At 76.0% G+C, this 14,453-nt stretch carries 13 protein-coding genes; 6 read left to right on the forward strand and 7 right to left on the reverse strand.

Features of this window, described 5'->3' with window-relative positions:
- The first annotated feature begins 31 nt into the window (after nucleotides 1-31).
- From Cch01nite_RS11750 to Cch01nite_RS11760, 3 genes are all read left to right on the forward strand, one after another.
- Complete coding sequence (locus Cch01nite_RS11750) at nucleotides 32-1,171, forward strand: TIGR03118 family protein (protein WP_203753960.1); 1,140 nt, start codon at nucleotides 32-34, stop codon at nucleotides 1,169-1,171.
- A gap of 157 nt (nucleotides 1,172-1,328) precedes the next feature.
- A complete protein-coding gene (locus tag Cch01nite_RS11755) occupies nucleotides 1,329-1,724 on the forward strand; it encodes a PadR family transcriptional regulator (protein WP_203754429.1) in 396 nt (131 codons plus the stop codon).
- The gene (locus Cch01nite_RS11760; protein ID WP_203753963.1) at nucleotides 1,721-2,626 is read left to right on the forward strand and encodes a permease prefix domain 1-containing protein; all 906 of its coding nucleotides are present in this window, start codon (nucleotides 1,721-1,723) and stop codon (nucleotides 2,624-2,626) included. The genes Cch01nite_RS11755 and Cch01nite_RS11760 overlap by 4 nt, the downstream gene beginning before the upstream one ends.
- 22 nt (nucleotides 2,627-2,648) lie before the next feature.
- Here the strand turns inward: Cch01nite_RS11760 and hutI are convergent, their stop codons facing one another.
- Genes hutI through hutH form a run of 5 tightly spaced genes read right to left on the reverse strand, consistent with a single transcriptional unit; the run spans nucleotide 2,649 to nucleotide 9,688 of the window.
- On the reverse strand, nucleotides 2,649-3,815 hold the full coding sequence (hutI, locus tag Cch01nite_RS11765; RefSeq protein ID WP_203753966.1) for an imidazolonepropionase: 1,167 nt from the start codon (nucleotides 3,813-3,815) through the stop codon (nucleotides 2,649-2,651).
- Entirely contained in the window at nucleotides 3,812-5,137 is a 1,326-nt protein-coding gene (locus Cch01nite_RS11770; RefSeq protein ID WP_203753969.1) for a formimidoylglutamate deiminase, read from the reverse strand. The genes hutI and Cch01nite_RS11770 overlap by 4 nt, the downstream gene beginning before the upstream one ends.
- Nucleotides 5,134-6,432: an allantoate amidohydrolase gene (locus Cch01nite_RS11775; RefSeq protein ID WP_203753972.1), complete on the reverse strand. Its 1,299-nt coding sequence runs from the start codon at nucleotides 6,430-6,432 to the stop codon at nucleotides 5,134-5,136. The genes Cch01nite_RS11770 and Cch01nite_RS11775 overlap by 4 nt, the downstream gene beginning before the upstream one ends.
- Nucleotides 6,429-8,093, reverse strand: a complete 1,665-nt coding sequence (hutU, locus tag Cch01nite_RS11780; RefSeq protein WP_203753975.1) for a urocanate hydratase — start codon at nucleotides 8,091-8,093, stop codon at nucleotides 6,429-6,431. Before hutU ends, Cch01nite_RS11775 begins: the two co-directional genes overlap by 4 nt.
- Nucleotides 8,090-9,688: a histidine ammonia-lyase gene (hutH, locus tag Cch01nite_RS11785; RefSeq protein WP_203753977.1), complete on the reverse strand. Its 1,599-nt coding sequence runs from the start codon at nucleotides 9,686-9,688 to the stop codon at nucleotides 8,090-8,092. Before hutH ends, hutU begins: the two co-directional genes overlap by 4 nt.
- Before the next feature lie 112 nt (nucleotides 9,689-9,800).
- Between hutH and Cch01nite_RS11790 the strand changes: the two genes are divergently transcribed.
- Together Cch01nite_RS11790 and Cch01nite_RS11795 are read left to right on the forward strand one after the other, a co-directional pair.
- Entirely contained in the window at nucleotides 9,801-10,568 is a 768-nt protein-coding gene (locus Cch01nite_RS11790; RefSeq protein WP_239070369.1) for an IclR family transcriptional regulator, read from the forward strand.
- 80 nt (nucleotides 10,569-10,648) lie between these two features.
- Nucleotides 10,649-12,565 (forward strand): M3 family metallopeptidase, encoded by a 1,917-nt coding sequence (locus Cch01nite_RS11795; protein ID WP_203753997.1) that lies wholly within the window; start codon nucleotides 10,649-10,651, stop codon nucleotides 12,563-12,565.
- Between the two features lie 4 nt (nucleotides 12,566-12,569).
- Here Cch01nite_RS11795 and Cch01nite_RS11800 read toward each other — a convergent pair whose 3' ends face one another.
- Both Cch01nite_RS11800 and nrdI read right to left on the reverse strand, forming a co-directional pair.
- Nucleotides 12,570-13,307 carry a DinB family protein gene (locus tag Cch01nite_RS11800; RefSeq protein WP_203754000.1) on the reverse strand — a complete coding sequence of 246 codons (738 nt, stop codon included), beginning with the start codon at nucleotides 13,305-13,307 and terminating at the stop codon, nucleotides 12,570-12,572.
- A gap of 98 nt (nucleotides 13,308-13,405) precedes the next feature.
- Nucleotides 13,406-13,831 carry a class Ib ribonucleoside-diphosphate reductase assembly flavoprotein NrdI gene (nrdI, locus tag Cch01nite_RS11805; protein WP_203754016.1) on the reverse strand — a complete coding sequence of 142 codons (426 nt, stop codon included), beginning with the start codon at nucleotides 13,829-13,831 and terminating at the stop codon, nucleotides 13,406-13,408.
- Nucleotides 13,832-13,978: 147 nt separating this feature from the next.
- Here nrdI and Cch01nite_RS11810 point away from each other — a divergent pair, with 147 nt between their 5' ends.
- Nucleotides 13,979-14,437 carry a hypothetical protein gene (locus Cch01nite_RS11810; RefSeq protein ID WP_239070373.1) on the forward strand — a complete coding sequence of 153 codons (459 nt, stop codon included), beginning with the start codon at nucleotides 13,979-13,981 and terminating at the stop codon, nucleotides 14,435-14,437.
- The last annotated feature ends 16 nt before the right edge of the window (nucleotides 14,438-14,453 follow it).

Consider the following 14,453-nt stretch of genomic DNA (forward strand, 5'->3'; position numbering starts at 1 on the left):
CGGCTCGTGTGTCTCTCGGGGGTTCGAGCCGGTGACCCCCGCCCTCGAGGAGGAGGCGGATGTCATGAAGGCCATGTCGACCTTCGTCGGAGCATCACTGGCGGTCGCGCTGAGCGTCGCCCTGTCGGGACCTGCGCTCGCCGACGACGACGGGCACGACGGGCACGACGGGCCCGGTGGTCCGCGACCGCACACGTTCCAGCAGGTCAACCTCGTCTCGGACATGCCCGGTGTCGCGGCGCTCACCGATCCCGATCTCGTGAACGCGTGGGGCATCTCGCACGGGCCGAGCACGCCGGTGTGGGTGTCCGACAACGGGACCGACCTCACGACGCTCTACCGGACGGACACGCCCGGCAGCCCGGTCACCAAGGTGCCGCTGGTCGTCTCGATCCCCGGTGGCGCGCCGACCGGGCAGGTGTTCAACGACACCGCTGCGTTCGAGGTCCCCGGCACCGATCAGCCGGCGCGGTTCATCTTCGTCGGCGAGCACGGCGACCTGACCGCCTGGAACGGCGGCACCGCGGCCGTCTCGGTCGGGCACGTGGAGGGCGCCGTCGACAAGGGCATCGCGCTGACGCACGGCGCAGCGGGGCCGACGCTGCTGGTGGCGAACTTCCACGACAACCGGATCGACGTGTTCGACGGGTCGTTCGCCCAGGTCACGACGCCGGGGATGTTCCAGGACCCGCGCCTGCCCGCCGGGTACGCGCCGTTCAACGTCGCCGAGATCGACGGACAGGTCTTCGTGACCTACGCGAAGCAGGACGCCGACGGCGAGGACGACGTCGCCGGGCCGGGGCACGGGTTCGTCGACGTGTACACCGACGCGGGCGCGTTCGTGCGACGGTTCGCGACGCGCGGCGTGCTCAACTCACCGTGGGGCATGACGATCGCACCCGCGTCGTTCGGGCGGTTCGGCGGCGACCTCCTGATCGGCAACTTCGGGGACGGTCGCATCCACGCGTTCGACCCGCGGTCCGGGCACGTCGTGGGCGTGCTCCGCGGCACCTCCGGGAGGCCGCTGGCGATCGACGGCCTCTGGGCGCTGGTGGTCGGCGACCCCGTCGCCGGCCCCGACGCCGTGTGGTTCAGCGCGGGACCGAACGACGAGGCCAACGGGCTTCTCGGCCTGCTGCAGCCTGCACCGAAGCGCCACGGCAGGCCGTGACCTCGGCCGCGGTCGTCCGGTGACGGGAGGGGGGCCCCGACCGTGCGCACGTCCGGCGCGGTCGGGGTTCCTGCGTGGGCGGACCGGCGCGCGGGGAGCGGGTGACGGCCGGTACTTGTTGTCCTCCAGTAGTTGATCAGATACAGTACTCGTCGTGATGCAACCGACTGAGCCCGCCGCGGGCGACGCGTTCTCGGCCGACCTGCTGCGCGGCCACACCGACACGATCGTGCTCGCGACCCTGCGCCGCGGGGACCGCTACGGCTTCGAGATCTACAAGGCGATCCGCGACGCCACCGGCGGTGCCCACGAGATCAAGGAGGCCACGCTCTACGCCACCTACCGGCGCCTCACGCAGGACGGCCTCGTCGAGGCGTACTGGGGCGACGAGTCCCAGGGCGGCCGCCGCAAGTACTACCGGATCACCGACGCCGGTCGGGCGGTGTTCCGGCGCAACGTCACCGCCTGGGTGGCCACCCGCGACGTCATCGACGCGCTGCTCGACCAGACCGACCCCCGCACGTCCCCGTCCCCGAAGGGTTCCGACCGATGACCACCGTGCACCGACTCCTCGACGACGCCTTCGCCGGGGTCGACCTCACCCCGGAGGTCCAGGAGCTCAAGGAGGAGATCCGCACGAACCTCGAGGCCCGCGCGCTCGAGCTCACCTCGGCGGGCGTGGCGGCCGACGACGCCGCCCGGACGGCCTTCGACGAGCTCGGCGACGTGCGGGCGCTCGTCGCCGACGCCGCCGCCCCGGACACCCGGCCCGCGAGCGGCCCCGGCCAGCGCCACGCCCAGGCCGCGCTGCGGCACAAGGTCCGCCCGAAGCCCGGCTTCGTGGTCGGCGTCGTCCTCGCGTCCCTCGTCGGGGCCGCCGCCCTCGCCGTCGCGACCCTCGGGGCGCTCGCGGTCGTCGACGTCCCGACGGGGGTCGTGCTCGCCGCGGTCGCGGTGGTCGCGCTCGCCGTCGGCTGGGTCACGGGGGCCTCGCTCGCGCAGGAGACGACCACGAACCACCCGCTGCCCCCCGGCCGTGCCGCGGGCTACGGAGTCGGTGCCGCGCTCGTCGTCATCGGCGGCGGGCTGGCCGGTGCCGTCGCGCTGCTGCCCCTCGCCGCGGGCTGGTACGTGCTCGCCGGGCTCGAGATCGTCGCCGGCGCGTGCGGGCTCTCCGCGCTCGCCGCGACGCAGACCAACCGCAAGAAGGCGTGGGCACGGGACGCCGAGCGGGACTTCGCCGCGGACAACCGGTTCGACCAGGACCCGGCAGCCGCCGCCCGGTTCGGCATCTACACGGCCATCCTCTGGATCGCCGCGTTCGTGCTCTTCGTCGTGCTCGGCCTGACCGTCGGCTGGGCGTGGTCGTGGCTCGCGCTCGTGGGTGCCTTCCTCGTGATGATGCTCCTGCTCGCCCGGATGCTGTTCGGGCACCAGGACCGCGCCCGGGCGTGAGCGCCGTGAGCGGGCCTGCCGGTCAGGCGACCGTGAGCGGGCGGGCGATCGGCACGCCCGGGCGGTAGGCCAGGTGCTCGTGGGTCGGCGCGTCGAGCACGCACAGGTCCGCGCGCGCGCCGGCCCGCAGGTGCCCGACGTCCTGGCGGCGCAGGGCGTGCGCGCCGCCGAGCGTCGCCGCGCGGACCGCCTCGGCGACCGTCATCCGCATCTGCGTGACGGCGAGCGCCACCATCAGCGGCATCGACGTCGAGAAGCAGGTGCCCGGGTTGCAGTCGCTCGCGAGCGCGACCTCGACCCCCGCGTCGAGGAGCCGGCGCGCGTCCGGGAACGGCGACCGGGTGGACAGCTCGACGCCCGGGAGCAGCGTGGCGACAGGTCCGCCGTGCGCGGCGGCGTCGGCGAGCGCGGTCACGTCGTCGTCCGACAGGTACGTGCAGTGGTCGACGCTCGCGGCGCCGAGCTCGACGGCGATCCGGGCACCCGGTCCCGGCCCGAGCTGGTGGCCGTGCACGCGCAGGCCCAGCCCGGCGGCCGCCGCCGCCGTCAGCACGGTGCGCGCCTCGTCGCCGTCGAACGCGTGGGCCGAGCCCGGCTCGCAGAAGACGTCCGCCCACCGGGCGTGCGGGGCGCACGCCGCCAGCATCGGGCCGGTGACGAGGGCGACGTACTCGGCCCGATCGACCCCGGGCGGGACGACGTGCGCACCGAGGAACGTGGTCTCGGGCGTGACCTCGCGGGCGAGCCGCAGCAGGCGCTCCTCGGTCGCGACGTCGAGGCCGTACCCGCTCTTGACCTCGAGCGTCGTCGTGCCCTGCGCCCGGGCCTCCGCGACGAGCGCCGCGAGCCGGGTGCGCAGCTCGTCGTCGGACGCTGCACGGGTCGCGGTCACCGTCCGGGCGATGCCGCCGCCCGTGTACGGGGCGCCCGCCATGCGGGCCGCGAACTCGTCGGCCCGGTCACCGGCGAACACCAGGTGCGTGTGCGGGTCGACGAACCCGGGCAGGACGGCGCGGCCCCCGACGTCGGTCGCCCGGTCCGCCGCCGGCGCCGCGGCCGCCGGGCCGACCCAGGCGACGAGCCCGTCCTCGACCACGAGCGCGGCGTCGGGCACCAGGCCGAGGGGGCCGTCGAAGCGCGGGTCATGGGTGACGAGCTCGCCGATGCCGGTGACCAGGTGCGACGTCATCGGTCCGACTCCCGCCAGACCGCGTCGACGGCCGCACCGAGCAGCGCGCCGACGTCCCCGAGCACGTGCCGCCCGCCCGCGACCCGGACGACGCCCGCGCTCACGACCGTGTCGACGTCGGCGCTGCCCGCGACGAGCACCAGCTGCTCCGGGTCCGCCCCGGCCGTCCGCGGGGTGTCCGTCCGGACCGCGACGAGGTCCGCCGGGGAGCCGACGGCGATGCGCCCGCCGGTGGGGTCGCCGAGCGCGGCCTGCCCACCCGCCGTGAGCAGCTCGACCAGCGCGGCCGGGTCGAGGACGCCGCGGGACCCGCGCGCGAGGCGTTCGTGCATCTCGACGTCGGCGGCCTCGGCGAGCAGGTCGGTCCGCACGTGCTGGTCCGAGCCGACCGACAGACGTGCCCCGGCGGCCCGGAGGGCGGCACCGGGGGCGAGGCCGTCGCCCAGGTCGCGCTCGGTGGACGGGCACAGGCACACCCCGGTCCGGGACGACCCGAGCAGGCCGACGTCGTCGGGCGTGACGTGGACCGCGTGGACCGCCGTGGTCCCGGGGCCGAGCGCGCCGGCGTCGGCGAGCACACGGGTCGGTGTCGTGCCGTGCTCGGCGAGGCACGCGTCGTTCTCGGCGCGCTGCTCGGACACGTGCACGTGCAGCGGGAGGCCGCCGGCGCGGGCGTGGTCGGCGACCGTGCGCAGGGCGTCGCGCGGGACGGCGCGGACCGAGTGGATCGCGGCGCCGACGGTGAGGGTGGCATCGGGCCTCAGCGCGTCGACGCGGGCGGCCCAGGCGTCGGCGTCGGCGTCGGCGAACCGCAGCTGGGGCCCGGCCAGCGGCTGACCGAGGCCCCCCGAGAGGTAGGCGGTGTCGAGCAGGGTGATCCGCAGCCCGGCGTCGCGCGCGGCCGTGCGCAGGGCCTCGGCCATGACGTTCGGGTCGCTGTACGGCGTGCCGCCGGGGGAGTGGTGCAGGTAGTGGAACTCGCCGACGGCCGTCACGCCCGCGAGCACCATCTCGGCGAAGGCGGCTCGTGCGAGGTCGAGGTACGTGTCGGGCGACAGGCCGGCCGCGAGCGCGTACATCCGTTCCCGCCACGTCCAGAACGTGCCGCCGTCGCCGTGGGTCCGGCCCCGCAGGGCGCGGTGGAACGCGTGCGAGTGGGCGTTCGCGAACCCCGGCAGGACGACGCCGGGGAGCAGGTGGTCGCCCGGCCGCGCGGCGGCGCCGGAGGTCACGGCGAAGATCCGGCCGTCGTCGACCGTGACCCGGACGTCCCGCGCGAGGCCGCCGGGCAGCCACGCGGTCCGGGCCCAGAAGGTGCTCATCGGGTCACGAGCCGTTCGAGGGTGGCCGCGAGCGCGTCGACGCCGGTGAGGCAGTCGGCCTCGTCGGCGCTCTCCGCGGGCGCGTGCGAGACGCCCGACGGGTTGCGCACGAAGAGCATCGCCGTCGGCACCCCGGCGGCGGCGAGGATGCCCGCGTCGTGCCCGGCGCCCGTGCCGAGCCGCGGCGACCCGAGACCGGCGGTCCCGAGCGCTGCCGCGACGTCGTCGGCCAGGTCGGCGTCGAGCACGGTCGCCGAGGTCCACGACTCCTGTGCGGGCGCGTACGCGGCGAGCGCGGCGAGCACGTCCCCGACCGCCGACCCGTCCTCGGCACGCACGTCGAGCCACGCGGTGACCTGCGACGGGATCGCGTTGACGCCGTTCGGCTCGACCCGCACCTTGCCGACGGTCGCGAGCGCCCCCGCGTCGAGCGCGGCGGCGCGGACGTGCTGGACGAACGCGGCGAGGTCGAGCATCGGGTCCCGCCGGTCGGCCAGCGGCGTGGTGCCCGCGTGGTTCGCCACGCCACGCAGCTCGACCCGCCAGCGGCCGTGCGGCCAGATCATCCGCCCGACCCCGACGGGGTCGCCGCTGTGCACGAGACCCCGCCCCTGCTCGACGTGCAGCTCGACGAACGCGCCGACCCGGCGCAGCGCCTCCGGGTCCGGGCCGAGGCTCGACGGGTCCTGCCCGGCGGCCCGGAGCGCGTCCGCCATCGTCGTGCCGTCGGCGTCGCGCAGCCCACGGGCCCGGTCCGGATCGAGCGCGCCCGTGAGCAGCCGCGACCCGGCGCAGGCGACGCCGAACCGCGCCCCCTCCTCGTCGACGAAGCTCGCGATCCCGAGCGGGCGGCCGGGGCGGACGCCTCGTGCGCGCAGCACGTCGTACGCGGCGAACGCACTCACCACGCCCAACGGTCCGTCGAACGCGCCGCCGCCCGGCACGGAGTCGAGGTGGCTGCCGGTGACGACGCCGGGCCGCGCGTCCGGGTCGCCCCACCACGCCCACTGGTTGCCGGCGCGGTCCGTGACGAGGTCGAGCCCGCGTGCGGCGGCCTGGCCGGCGAACCACTCGCGCAGCGTGTGGTCCGACCGGGTCCACGCGAACCGGTGGTAGCCCGCGCCGTCCGGTGCGCGGCCGACGGGTGCGAGGTCGGACCAGGCGCGTCGGAACGTCGCGGCCCCGACCGCGTCGGCGGCGGGAGGGTGCGCGTCGTCGGTCCGGTCGGCCCGGCCGCGCGCGGGCGTGCCGGCGGCGCCGTCACCCGGCCGCGGACCGTCGTCAGATGTCGTCACGCGCCGCCCTCCCGCATCGGCACCCGCACGCCGTGCGCGTCCGCGACCTGGTCGGCGCGCGCGTACCCGGCGTCGACGTGCCGCAGCACCCCCATGGCCGGGTCGTTCGACAGCACCCGCGCGAGCTTGCGGGCCGCGAGGTCGGTGCCGTCCGCGACGGAGACCTGACCGGCGTGGATCGACCGGCCCATGCCGACGCCGCCGCCGTGGTGCAGCGACACCCAGGTCGCACCCGACGACGCCGCGACGAGCGCGTTGAGCAGCGGCCAGTCGGCGATCGCGTCGGACCCGTCGGCCATCGCCTCGGTCTCCCGGTACGGCGACGCGACGGAGCCTGCGTCGAGGTGGTCGCGGCCGATGACGAGCGGCGCGCTGACCTCGCCGGACGCCACCAGCTCGTTGAACCGGAGCCCCGCACGGTCGCGCGAGCCGTGCCCGAGCCAGCAGATCCGCGCGGGCAGCCCCTGGAACGCGACGCGCTCCTGGGCGGCCCGGATCCAGCGGTGCAGGTGGTCGTCGTCCGGGAACAGGTCGAGGACGGCCTCGTCGGTGCGGGCGATGTCGCGGGGGTCGCCGGACAGTGCCGCCCACCGGAACGGGCCCTTGCCCTCGGCGAACAGCGGCCGGATGTACGCGGGCACGAACCCGGGGAAGTCGAACGCCCGGTCGTACCCGCCCCGGCGGGCCTCGTCGCGGATCGAGTTGCCGTAGTCGAACACCTCGGCGCCGGCGTCCAGGAACCCGACCATGGCCTCGACGTGGCGGGCCATCGACGCGCGGGCCCGCTCAGTGAAATCGTCGGGCTTCGCGGCGGCGTACTCCGCCCAGTCGGCGACGTCGACGCCGACCGGCAGGTACGACAGCGGGTCGTGCGCGGACGTCTGGTCGGTGACGACGTCCACCTCGACGCCGCGGCGCAGCAGCTCGGGGAGCACCTCGGCGCAGTTCCCGACGACCCCGACGGAGAGCGCGGCCCGGTCCCGCTTCGCGGCGAGGACCAGCGTGAGCGCCTCGTCGAGCGAGCCCGCGACCCGGTCGAGGTAGCGGTCCCGCACCCGGCGGCGCAGCCGGTCGCCGTCGACGTCGACGATCAGGCAGACCCCGCCGTTGAGCGTGACCGCGAGCGGCTGCGCACCGCCCATGCCGCCGCAGCCGCCCGTCACGGTCAGCGTCCCGGCGAGGGTCCCCGCGAAGCGCTGCGCCGCGACGGCCGCGAGCGTCTCGTACGTGCCCTGCAGGATCCCCTGGGTGCCGATGTAGATCCACGATCCCGCCGTCATCTGGCCGTACATCGTGAGCCCGAGCTGCTCGAGCCGGCGGAACTCCGGCCACGTCGCCCAGTCGCCGACGAGGTTCGAGTTCGCGATCAGCACGCGCGGCGCCCACTCGTGCGTCGTCAGCACGCCGACCGGCTTGCCCGACTGGACGAGCAGAGTCTCGTCGTCGCCCAGGGTCGTGAGCGTGCGGACGATGGCGTCGTAGGCGTCCCAGCTCCGCGCGGCCCGGCCCGTCCCGCCGTAGACGACGAGGTCGTCGGGCCGCTCGGCGACCTCCGGGTCGAGGTTGTTCATCAGCATCCGCAGCGGCGCCTCGGTCTGCCAGCTGCGGGCGGTGAGCGTCGTGCCGCGCGGCGCGCGCACGGGCCGTGGTCCGGCGGTCATCGGATCTCCTCGGTGGTCTCGGCGGCTGCGTCGGCAGCCGTCAGCACCTCGCCCGACGCGACGAGCGCCGCGACCGTCTCGAGGTCGGGTGCCAGGTGCCGGTCGGGCCCGGGACCTGCGACGCCCCGGGCGCGCAGCAGGTCGCGGACGGCGCCCGTCGCCGGGGCGGGCGGCAGCGGCGCGCGCAGGTCGAGCGCCCGTGTGCCGGCCAGGACCTCGACCGCCAGCACCCGGCCGAGCGCGTCGACCGCGCGGCGCAGCTTGCGCGCGGCGTGCCAGCCCATCGACACGTGGTCCTCCTGCATCGCCGACGACGGGATGGAGTCGACGCTCGCCGGCACCGCGAGCCGCTTGAGCTCGCTCACCAGCCCCGCGGCCGTGTACTGGGCGATCATCAGGCCGGAGTCGACCCCGGGGTCGTCCGCGAGGAACGGCGGCAGCCCGTGGTTGCGGGCGACGTCGAGGAACCGGTCGGTGCGCCGCTCGGACATGCTCGCGACGTCGGCGACGACGATCGCGAGGAAGTCGAGCACGTACGCGAGCGGCGCGCCGTGGAAGTTCCCGTTCGACTCGACGCGGCCGTCGACGGTGACGACCGGGTTGTCGACCGCGGCGGCGAGCTCGCGACCGGCGACGGTGCGGGCGTGCTCGACGGTGTCTCGCGCGGCGCCGTGGACCTGCGGCGCGCACCGCAGCGAGTACGCGTCCTGCACGCGCGTGCACCCCGGCCCCCGGTGGCTGGCCATGATCCCGGAGCCCGCGAGCAGCGCACGCAGGTGCGCGGCCGACGCGGCCTGGCCCGGGTGCGGTCGCAGCGCCTGGAGGTCGTCGGCGAACACGGCGTCCGTGCCGAGCAGGTTCTCGACGCTGAGCGCCGCGGCGACGTCGGCCGTCGCGAGCAGGACGTCGAGGTCGTGCAGCGCGAGGACGAGCATCCCGAGCATGCCGTCGGTCCCGTTGATGAGGGCCAGGCCCTCCTTCTCGGCCAGCGTCGCGGGTGCGATCCCGGCCGCCGCGAGGGCGTCCGCCGCCGGCACCGGCGTCCCGGTCGCGTCGCGGACCTCGCCCTCGCCCATGACCGCGAGCGCGCAGTGGGCGAGCGGTGCCAGGTCGCCGGAGCACCCGAGCGACCCGAACTCGCGGACGACCGGCGTGATCCCGGCGTCGAGCACCGCCGCGTACGCGAGGGCGGTCTCCGGCCGGACCCCGGTGCGGCCCGTCGCGAGCGTCGACAGGCGCAGCAGCATGAGCGCCCGCACCACCTCCCGCTCGACCTCCGCGCCCGCCCCGGCGGCGTGCGACCGCACGAGGCTGCGCTGCAGGTCGGCGCGCCTGGCGGCGGGGATCGACCGGGTGGCGAGGGCGCCGAACCCGGTCGAGACGCCGTAGTGCGGCTCGGGGTCGGCGGCGAGCGCGTCGATCACGGCACGGCCGGCCGCGATCGCGTCGAGCGCCTCGGGGGAGAGGGTGACGCCGGCGCCGTCCCGGGCCACCCGGACGACGTCGGCCGGGGAGACGGGACCGGTCCCGACGACGACGCGTGCGGGCGCGGCCGGTGCCGCGGGCGGGGGCGCCGCCGTGGTGCTGAGGCTCATGCCGCCATGACACCGCCGCAGCGAGGGTCGCGGCGCCGGTCCGTCCGGCGATTGTGTCTGATATCCCAGACACGCGACGATGGCGTCGCGCTGGTCGACGGGAGGAGGGCGCGTGGGACGCAGCAGCGAGGTGCCCGCGGCGGACGCGACCCTGCGCCTGCTGCGGCACCTGTCGCGCACCGGTCCGGTACCCGCCGCCGCGCTCGCGCAGGCCCTCGACCTGCCGCGCTCGACGACGTACCACCTGCTTGCCGTCCTCGCCGAGCACGGGTTCGTCGTGCACCTGCCCGAGGAGCGCCGCTACGGGCTCGGCGTGAGCGCGTTCGAGCTCGGCTCCGCCTACTCTCGGCAGGCGCCGCTGGCCCGCGCGGCGCGGCCGATCCTCGCCCGCCTCGTCGACCACACCGGCCACAGCGCTCACCTGGCCGTGCTGCACGGCCGTGAGGTGCTGTACGTGCTCGAGGAGCGCGCGCCCGGCAGGCCGCCGCTCGTCACCGACGTCGGCGTCCGGCTGCCCGCCCACCTCACCGCGAGCGGGCGCGCGATCCTCGCCGGCCTGCCGTCCCCGCAGGTCAGGGCGCTGTTCCCGGGGCGCGACGCGTTCGTCGACCGCACGGGCGTCGGGCCGCGGCGGCTCTCGGAGCTGCGCACCGTGCTCACCGAGGTGCGCGGCCGGGGCTGGGCCCGGGAGGACGGCGACGTGACGCCCGGGTTCGCGTCGGTCGCCGCGGCGGTGCGCGACCACACCGGCTTCCCGATCGCGGGGATCGCCGTGACCTTCCCGCAGGACGACGTCGACGAGGAGGGCGTCGCCCGCCTCGCCGGCGCGGCCCGGCGTGCGGCCGACGACCTCACGCGCCGGCTCGGGCCGCGCCCCTGACGACACGTGGCGACGGGCGGGTGGCACCGGCGTCCCGAATCGCCCTGCCACCCGCGCGGTCCCGTGTGTACCGTCGCCGCATGACCGCTGAGCCCACCCGTTTCCCCGCCCCCGACGCGGACTGGCACGCGTTCCTCGCCGGCACCGTCGACGGGTCCCTCGCCGCCGCCCGCGGCCACCTGGCGACGCTCAAGGACGGCACGGCGCGCACCACCGCGCAGGTGCTCGAGCTGTGGGGCGAGGGTGACCTCGCGCTCGCCCGCGCGTCGTCGGTGGCCCACCTGCTCGCCGAGGTCCACCCGGACCCCGACCTGCGTGCCGCGGCCGAGGAGCGGGCCCAGGCGGCGGAGGACCTCGACACGGAGCGGGGCCTCGACCACGCGCTGTGGCAGGTCCTCGCGGCGACCGGCGCGGACGGCCTCGACGCCGACGACGCCCGGCTGCGCGAGCGCGTGCTGCGTGACTTCCGCCGCTCGGGCGTCGACCGCCCGGAGGACGAGCGGGACCGGCTGCGCACCCTCGCGCAGCGGTGCACCGAGCTCGGACTGGAGTTCGCCCGGAACATCCGCGAGGGGGCGCGCAGCATCCGGGTCCGCCCGGAGCAGCTCGTGGGCCTGCCCGACGACTTCCGCGCGGAGCACCCCGCGGACGGCGACGGCCTCGTCACGCTCACCACGGAGTACCCGGACCTCCTGCCGGTGCGGACGTACGCGCACGACGCCGGGGTCCGCGCAGCGCTCACCGGCGAGTACCTGCGGATCGGCTGGCCCCAGAACGCGCCCGTCCTGGCGGAGCTGCTGCGGCTGCGGCAGGAGCGCGCGACGCTGCTGGGCTACCCGGACTGGCCGACGTACGACGCCGAGGTCAAGATGATCGGCTCCGGCGAGGCCATCGGCGAGTTCGTGGAACGGCTCGACGCGCTGACGGCCGAGCCGTCCCGCCGTGACGTCGACGTGCTGCTCACCCGGTTCCGCGCCGACGACCCGCAGGCCGCGGCCGTGACGCCCGCGGACAGCCTCTACTACGACCAGGTGGTCCGGCGGGAGCAGTACGACGTCGACGCGCAGGAGGTCCGGACGTACTTCCGCTACGACGCGGTGCGCACCGGCGTCCTCGACACCGTCGCCCGGCTGCTCGACCTCACGTTCACGCGCGTCGAGGCGCCCACCTGGCACCCGGACGTCGAGGTGTACGACGTGGAGTCGGACGGCGAGCGGCTCGGCCGCGTCTACCTCGACATGCACCCGCGCCCCGGCAAGTTCAACCACGCCGCCCAGTTCCCGCTCGTGCCGGGCGTCGCGGGCCGGCACCTGCCGGAGGGCGTCCTGGTGTGCAACTTCTCGACCGGCACGCTGGAGCACGACGACGTGCTGACGTTCTTCCACGAGATCGGGCACCTGGTGCACGAGATCGTCGGCGGCGGGCAGCGCTGGGCGCGGTTCGCGGGCGTCGCGACGGAGTGGGACTTCGTCGAGGCACCCAGCCAGCTCCTCGAGGAGTGGGCGTGGGACCCCGACGTGCTGCGCTCGTTCGCGACGGACGCCGACGGCACCCCGGTCCCGGCGGACCTGGTCGCCCGGATGCGGGCGGCGGACGCGTTCGGCCGCGGTGCCTGGACGCGGCGCCAGCTCAACTTCACGGCCCTCTCGTACGGGCTGCACGCGGCCCCGCCGGAGGACCTCGACGCCTACACCGCGGAGATCGACGACCGCTTCGGCCCGTACGCGCCGCTCGAGGACACCCACCAGTCGAGCGGCTTCGGGCACCTGCAGGAGTACGGGTCGGCGTACTACACGTACCTCTGGAGCCTCGTGATCGCGAAGGACCTGCGCACGGCGTTCGGCGACGACCTCATGGACCCGGAGGTGGGCCGCCGGTACCGCGAGGCCGTCCTCGCGCCGGGCGGCACCGCCGACGCGGCGGACCTGGTCGAACGGTTCCTCGGCAGGCCGACGACGTTCGACGCCTTCGAGGGGTGGCTGACGGCCCGCGGGTAGGGGGTCACGTCCCCGCGAGCGTGTCGAGGTCGCGGACGGCGAACCGGTGGTGCTCCCACTCCTCCTCGAGGATCACGTGCAGGCACGACAGGACCGTCTCGGGGTGCTCGGGGCCGTGCGGGTTGCGCCGCTGCGCGGCCAGCTCGTCCGGCGTCACGGTCGCGACGAAGTCGCGCACCATCGCGACCCGGCCGGCGCGGGCCTCGAGCACGTCGGCGTAGGGCGGCGTCGTCACCGCGGGCGGCACCTCGTCCTGGGAGCTCGTGTCCGCCTGGCCGAGCGGATGGAACGGCTGCGCGACCTCCAGGACGGCCTTGCGCAGCCAGACGTCGGTGGCGTGCACGAGGTGCCGCAGCGTCTGCGCGAACGACCACTCGCCGTCGACCGAGACGTCGACGGTCCCGTCCGGCATCCCCGCGGCCCGCTGCACGGTCGCCGCCCACGTGCGCTCGAGCGCCGCCCACGCGGCCCGCAGCCCGTCCGGGTCGGGGGCGCGCCGCAGCTCACGGCCCGGGAAGCGACGGTCGAGCTCGGCCTCGACGAACGGGGTCACGTCGACACCGTTCACGAGGAAGGGCCGGTCGCCGTCGGGCAGCCACGGCGCGTCGATGTCCGCGCCCTCGACGTCGACCCCGCGCATCACGACGCCGGACAGGTCGGACTCGACGAACCGCGCCCCCCGCAGGTTCGCACCGACGAACCGCGCCCCTTCCAGCTCGTCCGTCCGCGTGAAGGTGGCCATGGCTTCTCCTCGTCGGGGGCTCGATGACGTCGGTGCTCCGCCGCCGACCGTAGCCCGCACCACCGACACGGCCACCCGGCCCGGCCGACCGGACCCCGCTACCCGCCGTGCGCGCCCGCGAGGGCCGCGTCCAGGTCGCCGAGGATGCGGCGGCACTCCTCGACGTCCCACGGCGTGCCCGAGATCTCGAACTCGAACAGCACCGGCCGCCCGGACGCGGCGGCGATCTGACGGGCGGCCATCTGGTAGTGCACGCCGAAGTTGCGGTTGCCCGACCCCATCACGCCGACCAGCGCGCGCCGGTTCACCGCCGAGCGCAGGAACCGACGGACGGCCTCCGGGATCGTGTCGTTCGCCGGGTTGCCGGTCATGTACGACGGGGTGAGCAGCACCCACGGCCCGTCCACCTCGGACCGGCGGTGCTCGCGCTCGGCCAGGTTGAAGACGGGCCGGCCCAGCTGCTCGGCGAACGCCCGCACCAGCCCGCTGGCCGACGAGTAGTAGTACACGGGGACGATGCGCACCGCGTCAGCGTCGTGGTCCCGGCCCCGGCGCGCCTGGGACCGACGTCCCGGTCGCCGTCGGTCCGTCGTGCGTGGCGTCCTGCGGGGCGGGCGCCCAGGACGTCACCCGGGCGGCCCGCACGGCACCCGACGTGCCAGGCTGGGCGGGTGCGCCTGTTCCGTCGTCACCGTCCCCCCGTCGTCCCACCCGAGGCGGTCGGCCCGTTCGACGGGTTCACGGCGGCCGACGCCCCCGCGCTGCAGCGCTCGTTCGTCGCGGCGCTGCACATCGGCGAGCGGGCCGAGCGGCAGGACGTGCCCGGGACCATCGAGATCGGCCGGGGCGCCGCCGGCCGGCTCGTGGTGATCTGGCGGAACCTCGTCGTCGGCTTCGTGCCGCCGGACCGGGCGGCGCCGTTCGACGCCGCGCTGCCCGCCGACCCGCGTGCAGTGGTCGCCGTGGACGGTGTCGTGCACCATGCGGACGGGCTGTGGCGCGTGTGGGTCGGTGACCTGCCGGCCGACGGTTTCCCGCCGCCGCCGCCCGGGCTCGACACCCTGCCGGTCCCGGAGGACACCGTCCTCGGGATCCGGCTGGACCGGCGCGGGGAGAACGGCCCGGCCTGACGGGACGCCGCCGGGC

Origin of the sequence: Cellulomonas chitinilytica, assembly GCF_016862675.1 — a bacterium.
Taxonomy (GTDB): Bacteria; Actinomycetota; Actinomycetes; order Actinomycetales; family Cellulomonadaceae; genus Cellulomonas; species Cellulomonas chitinilytica.

Bases quoted from the DNA above. Each gene is read 5' to 3' on its own strand.
- hutI (WP_203753966.1), bottom strand. From the start codon at position 3,815: ATGACGTCGCACCTGGTCACCGGCATCGGCGAGCTCGTCACCCATGAC.
- Cch01nite_RS11760 (WP_203753963.1), top strand. From the start codon at position 1,721: ATGACCACCGTGCACCGACTCCTCGACGACGCCTTCGCCGGGGTCGAC.
- Cch01nite_RS11795 (WP_203753997.1), top strand. From the start codon at position 10,649: ATGACCGCTGAGCCCACCCGTTTCCCCGCCCCCGACGCGGACTGGCAC.
- hutH (WP_203753977.1), bottom strand. From the start codon at position 9,688: ATGAGCCTCAGCACCACGGCGGCGCCCCCGCCCGCGGCACCGGCCGCG.
- Cch01nite_RS11770 (WP_203753969.1), bottom strand. From the start codon at position 5,137: ATGAGCACCTTCTGGGCCCGGACCGCGTGGCTGCCCGGCGGCCTCGCG.
- hutU (WP_203753975.1), bottom strand. From the start codon at position 8,093: ATGACCGCCGGACCACGGCCCGTGCGCGCGCCGCGCGGCACGACGCTC.
- Cch01nite_RS11755 (WP_203754429.1), top strand. From the start codon at position 1,329: ATGCAACCGACTGAGCCCGCCGCGGGCGACGCGTTCTCGGCCGACCTG.
- Cch01nite_RS11800 (WP_203754000.1), bottom strand. From the start codon at position 13,307: ATGGCCACCTTCACGCGGACGGACGAGCTGGAAGGGGCGCGGTTCGTC.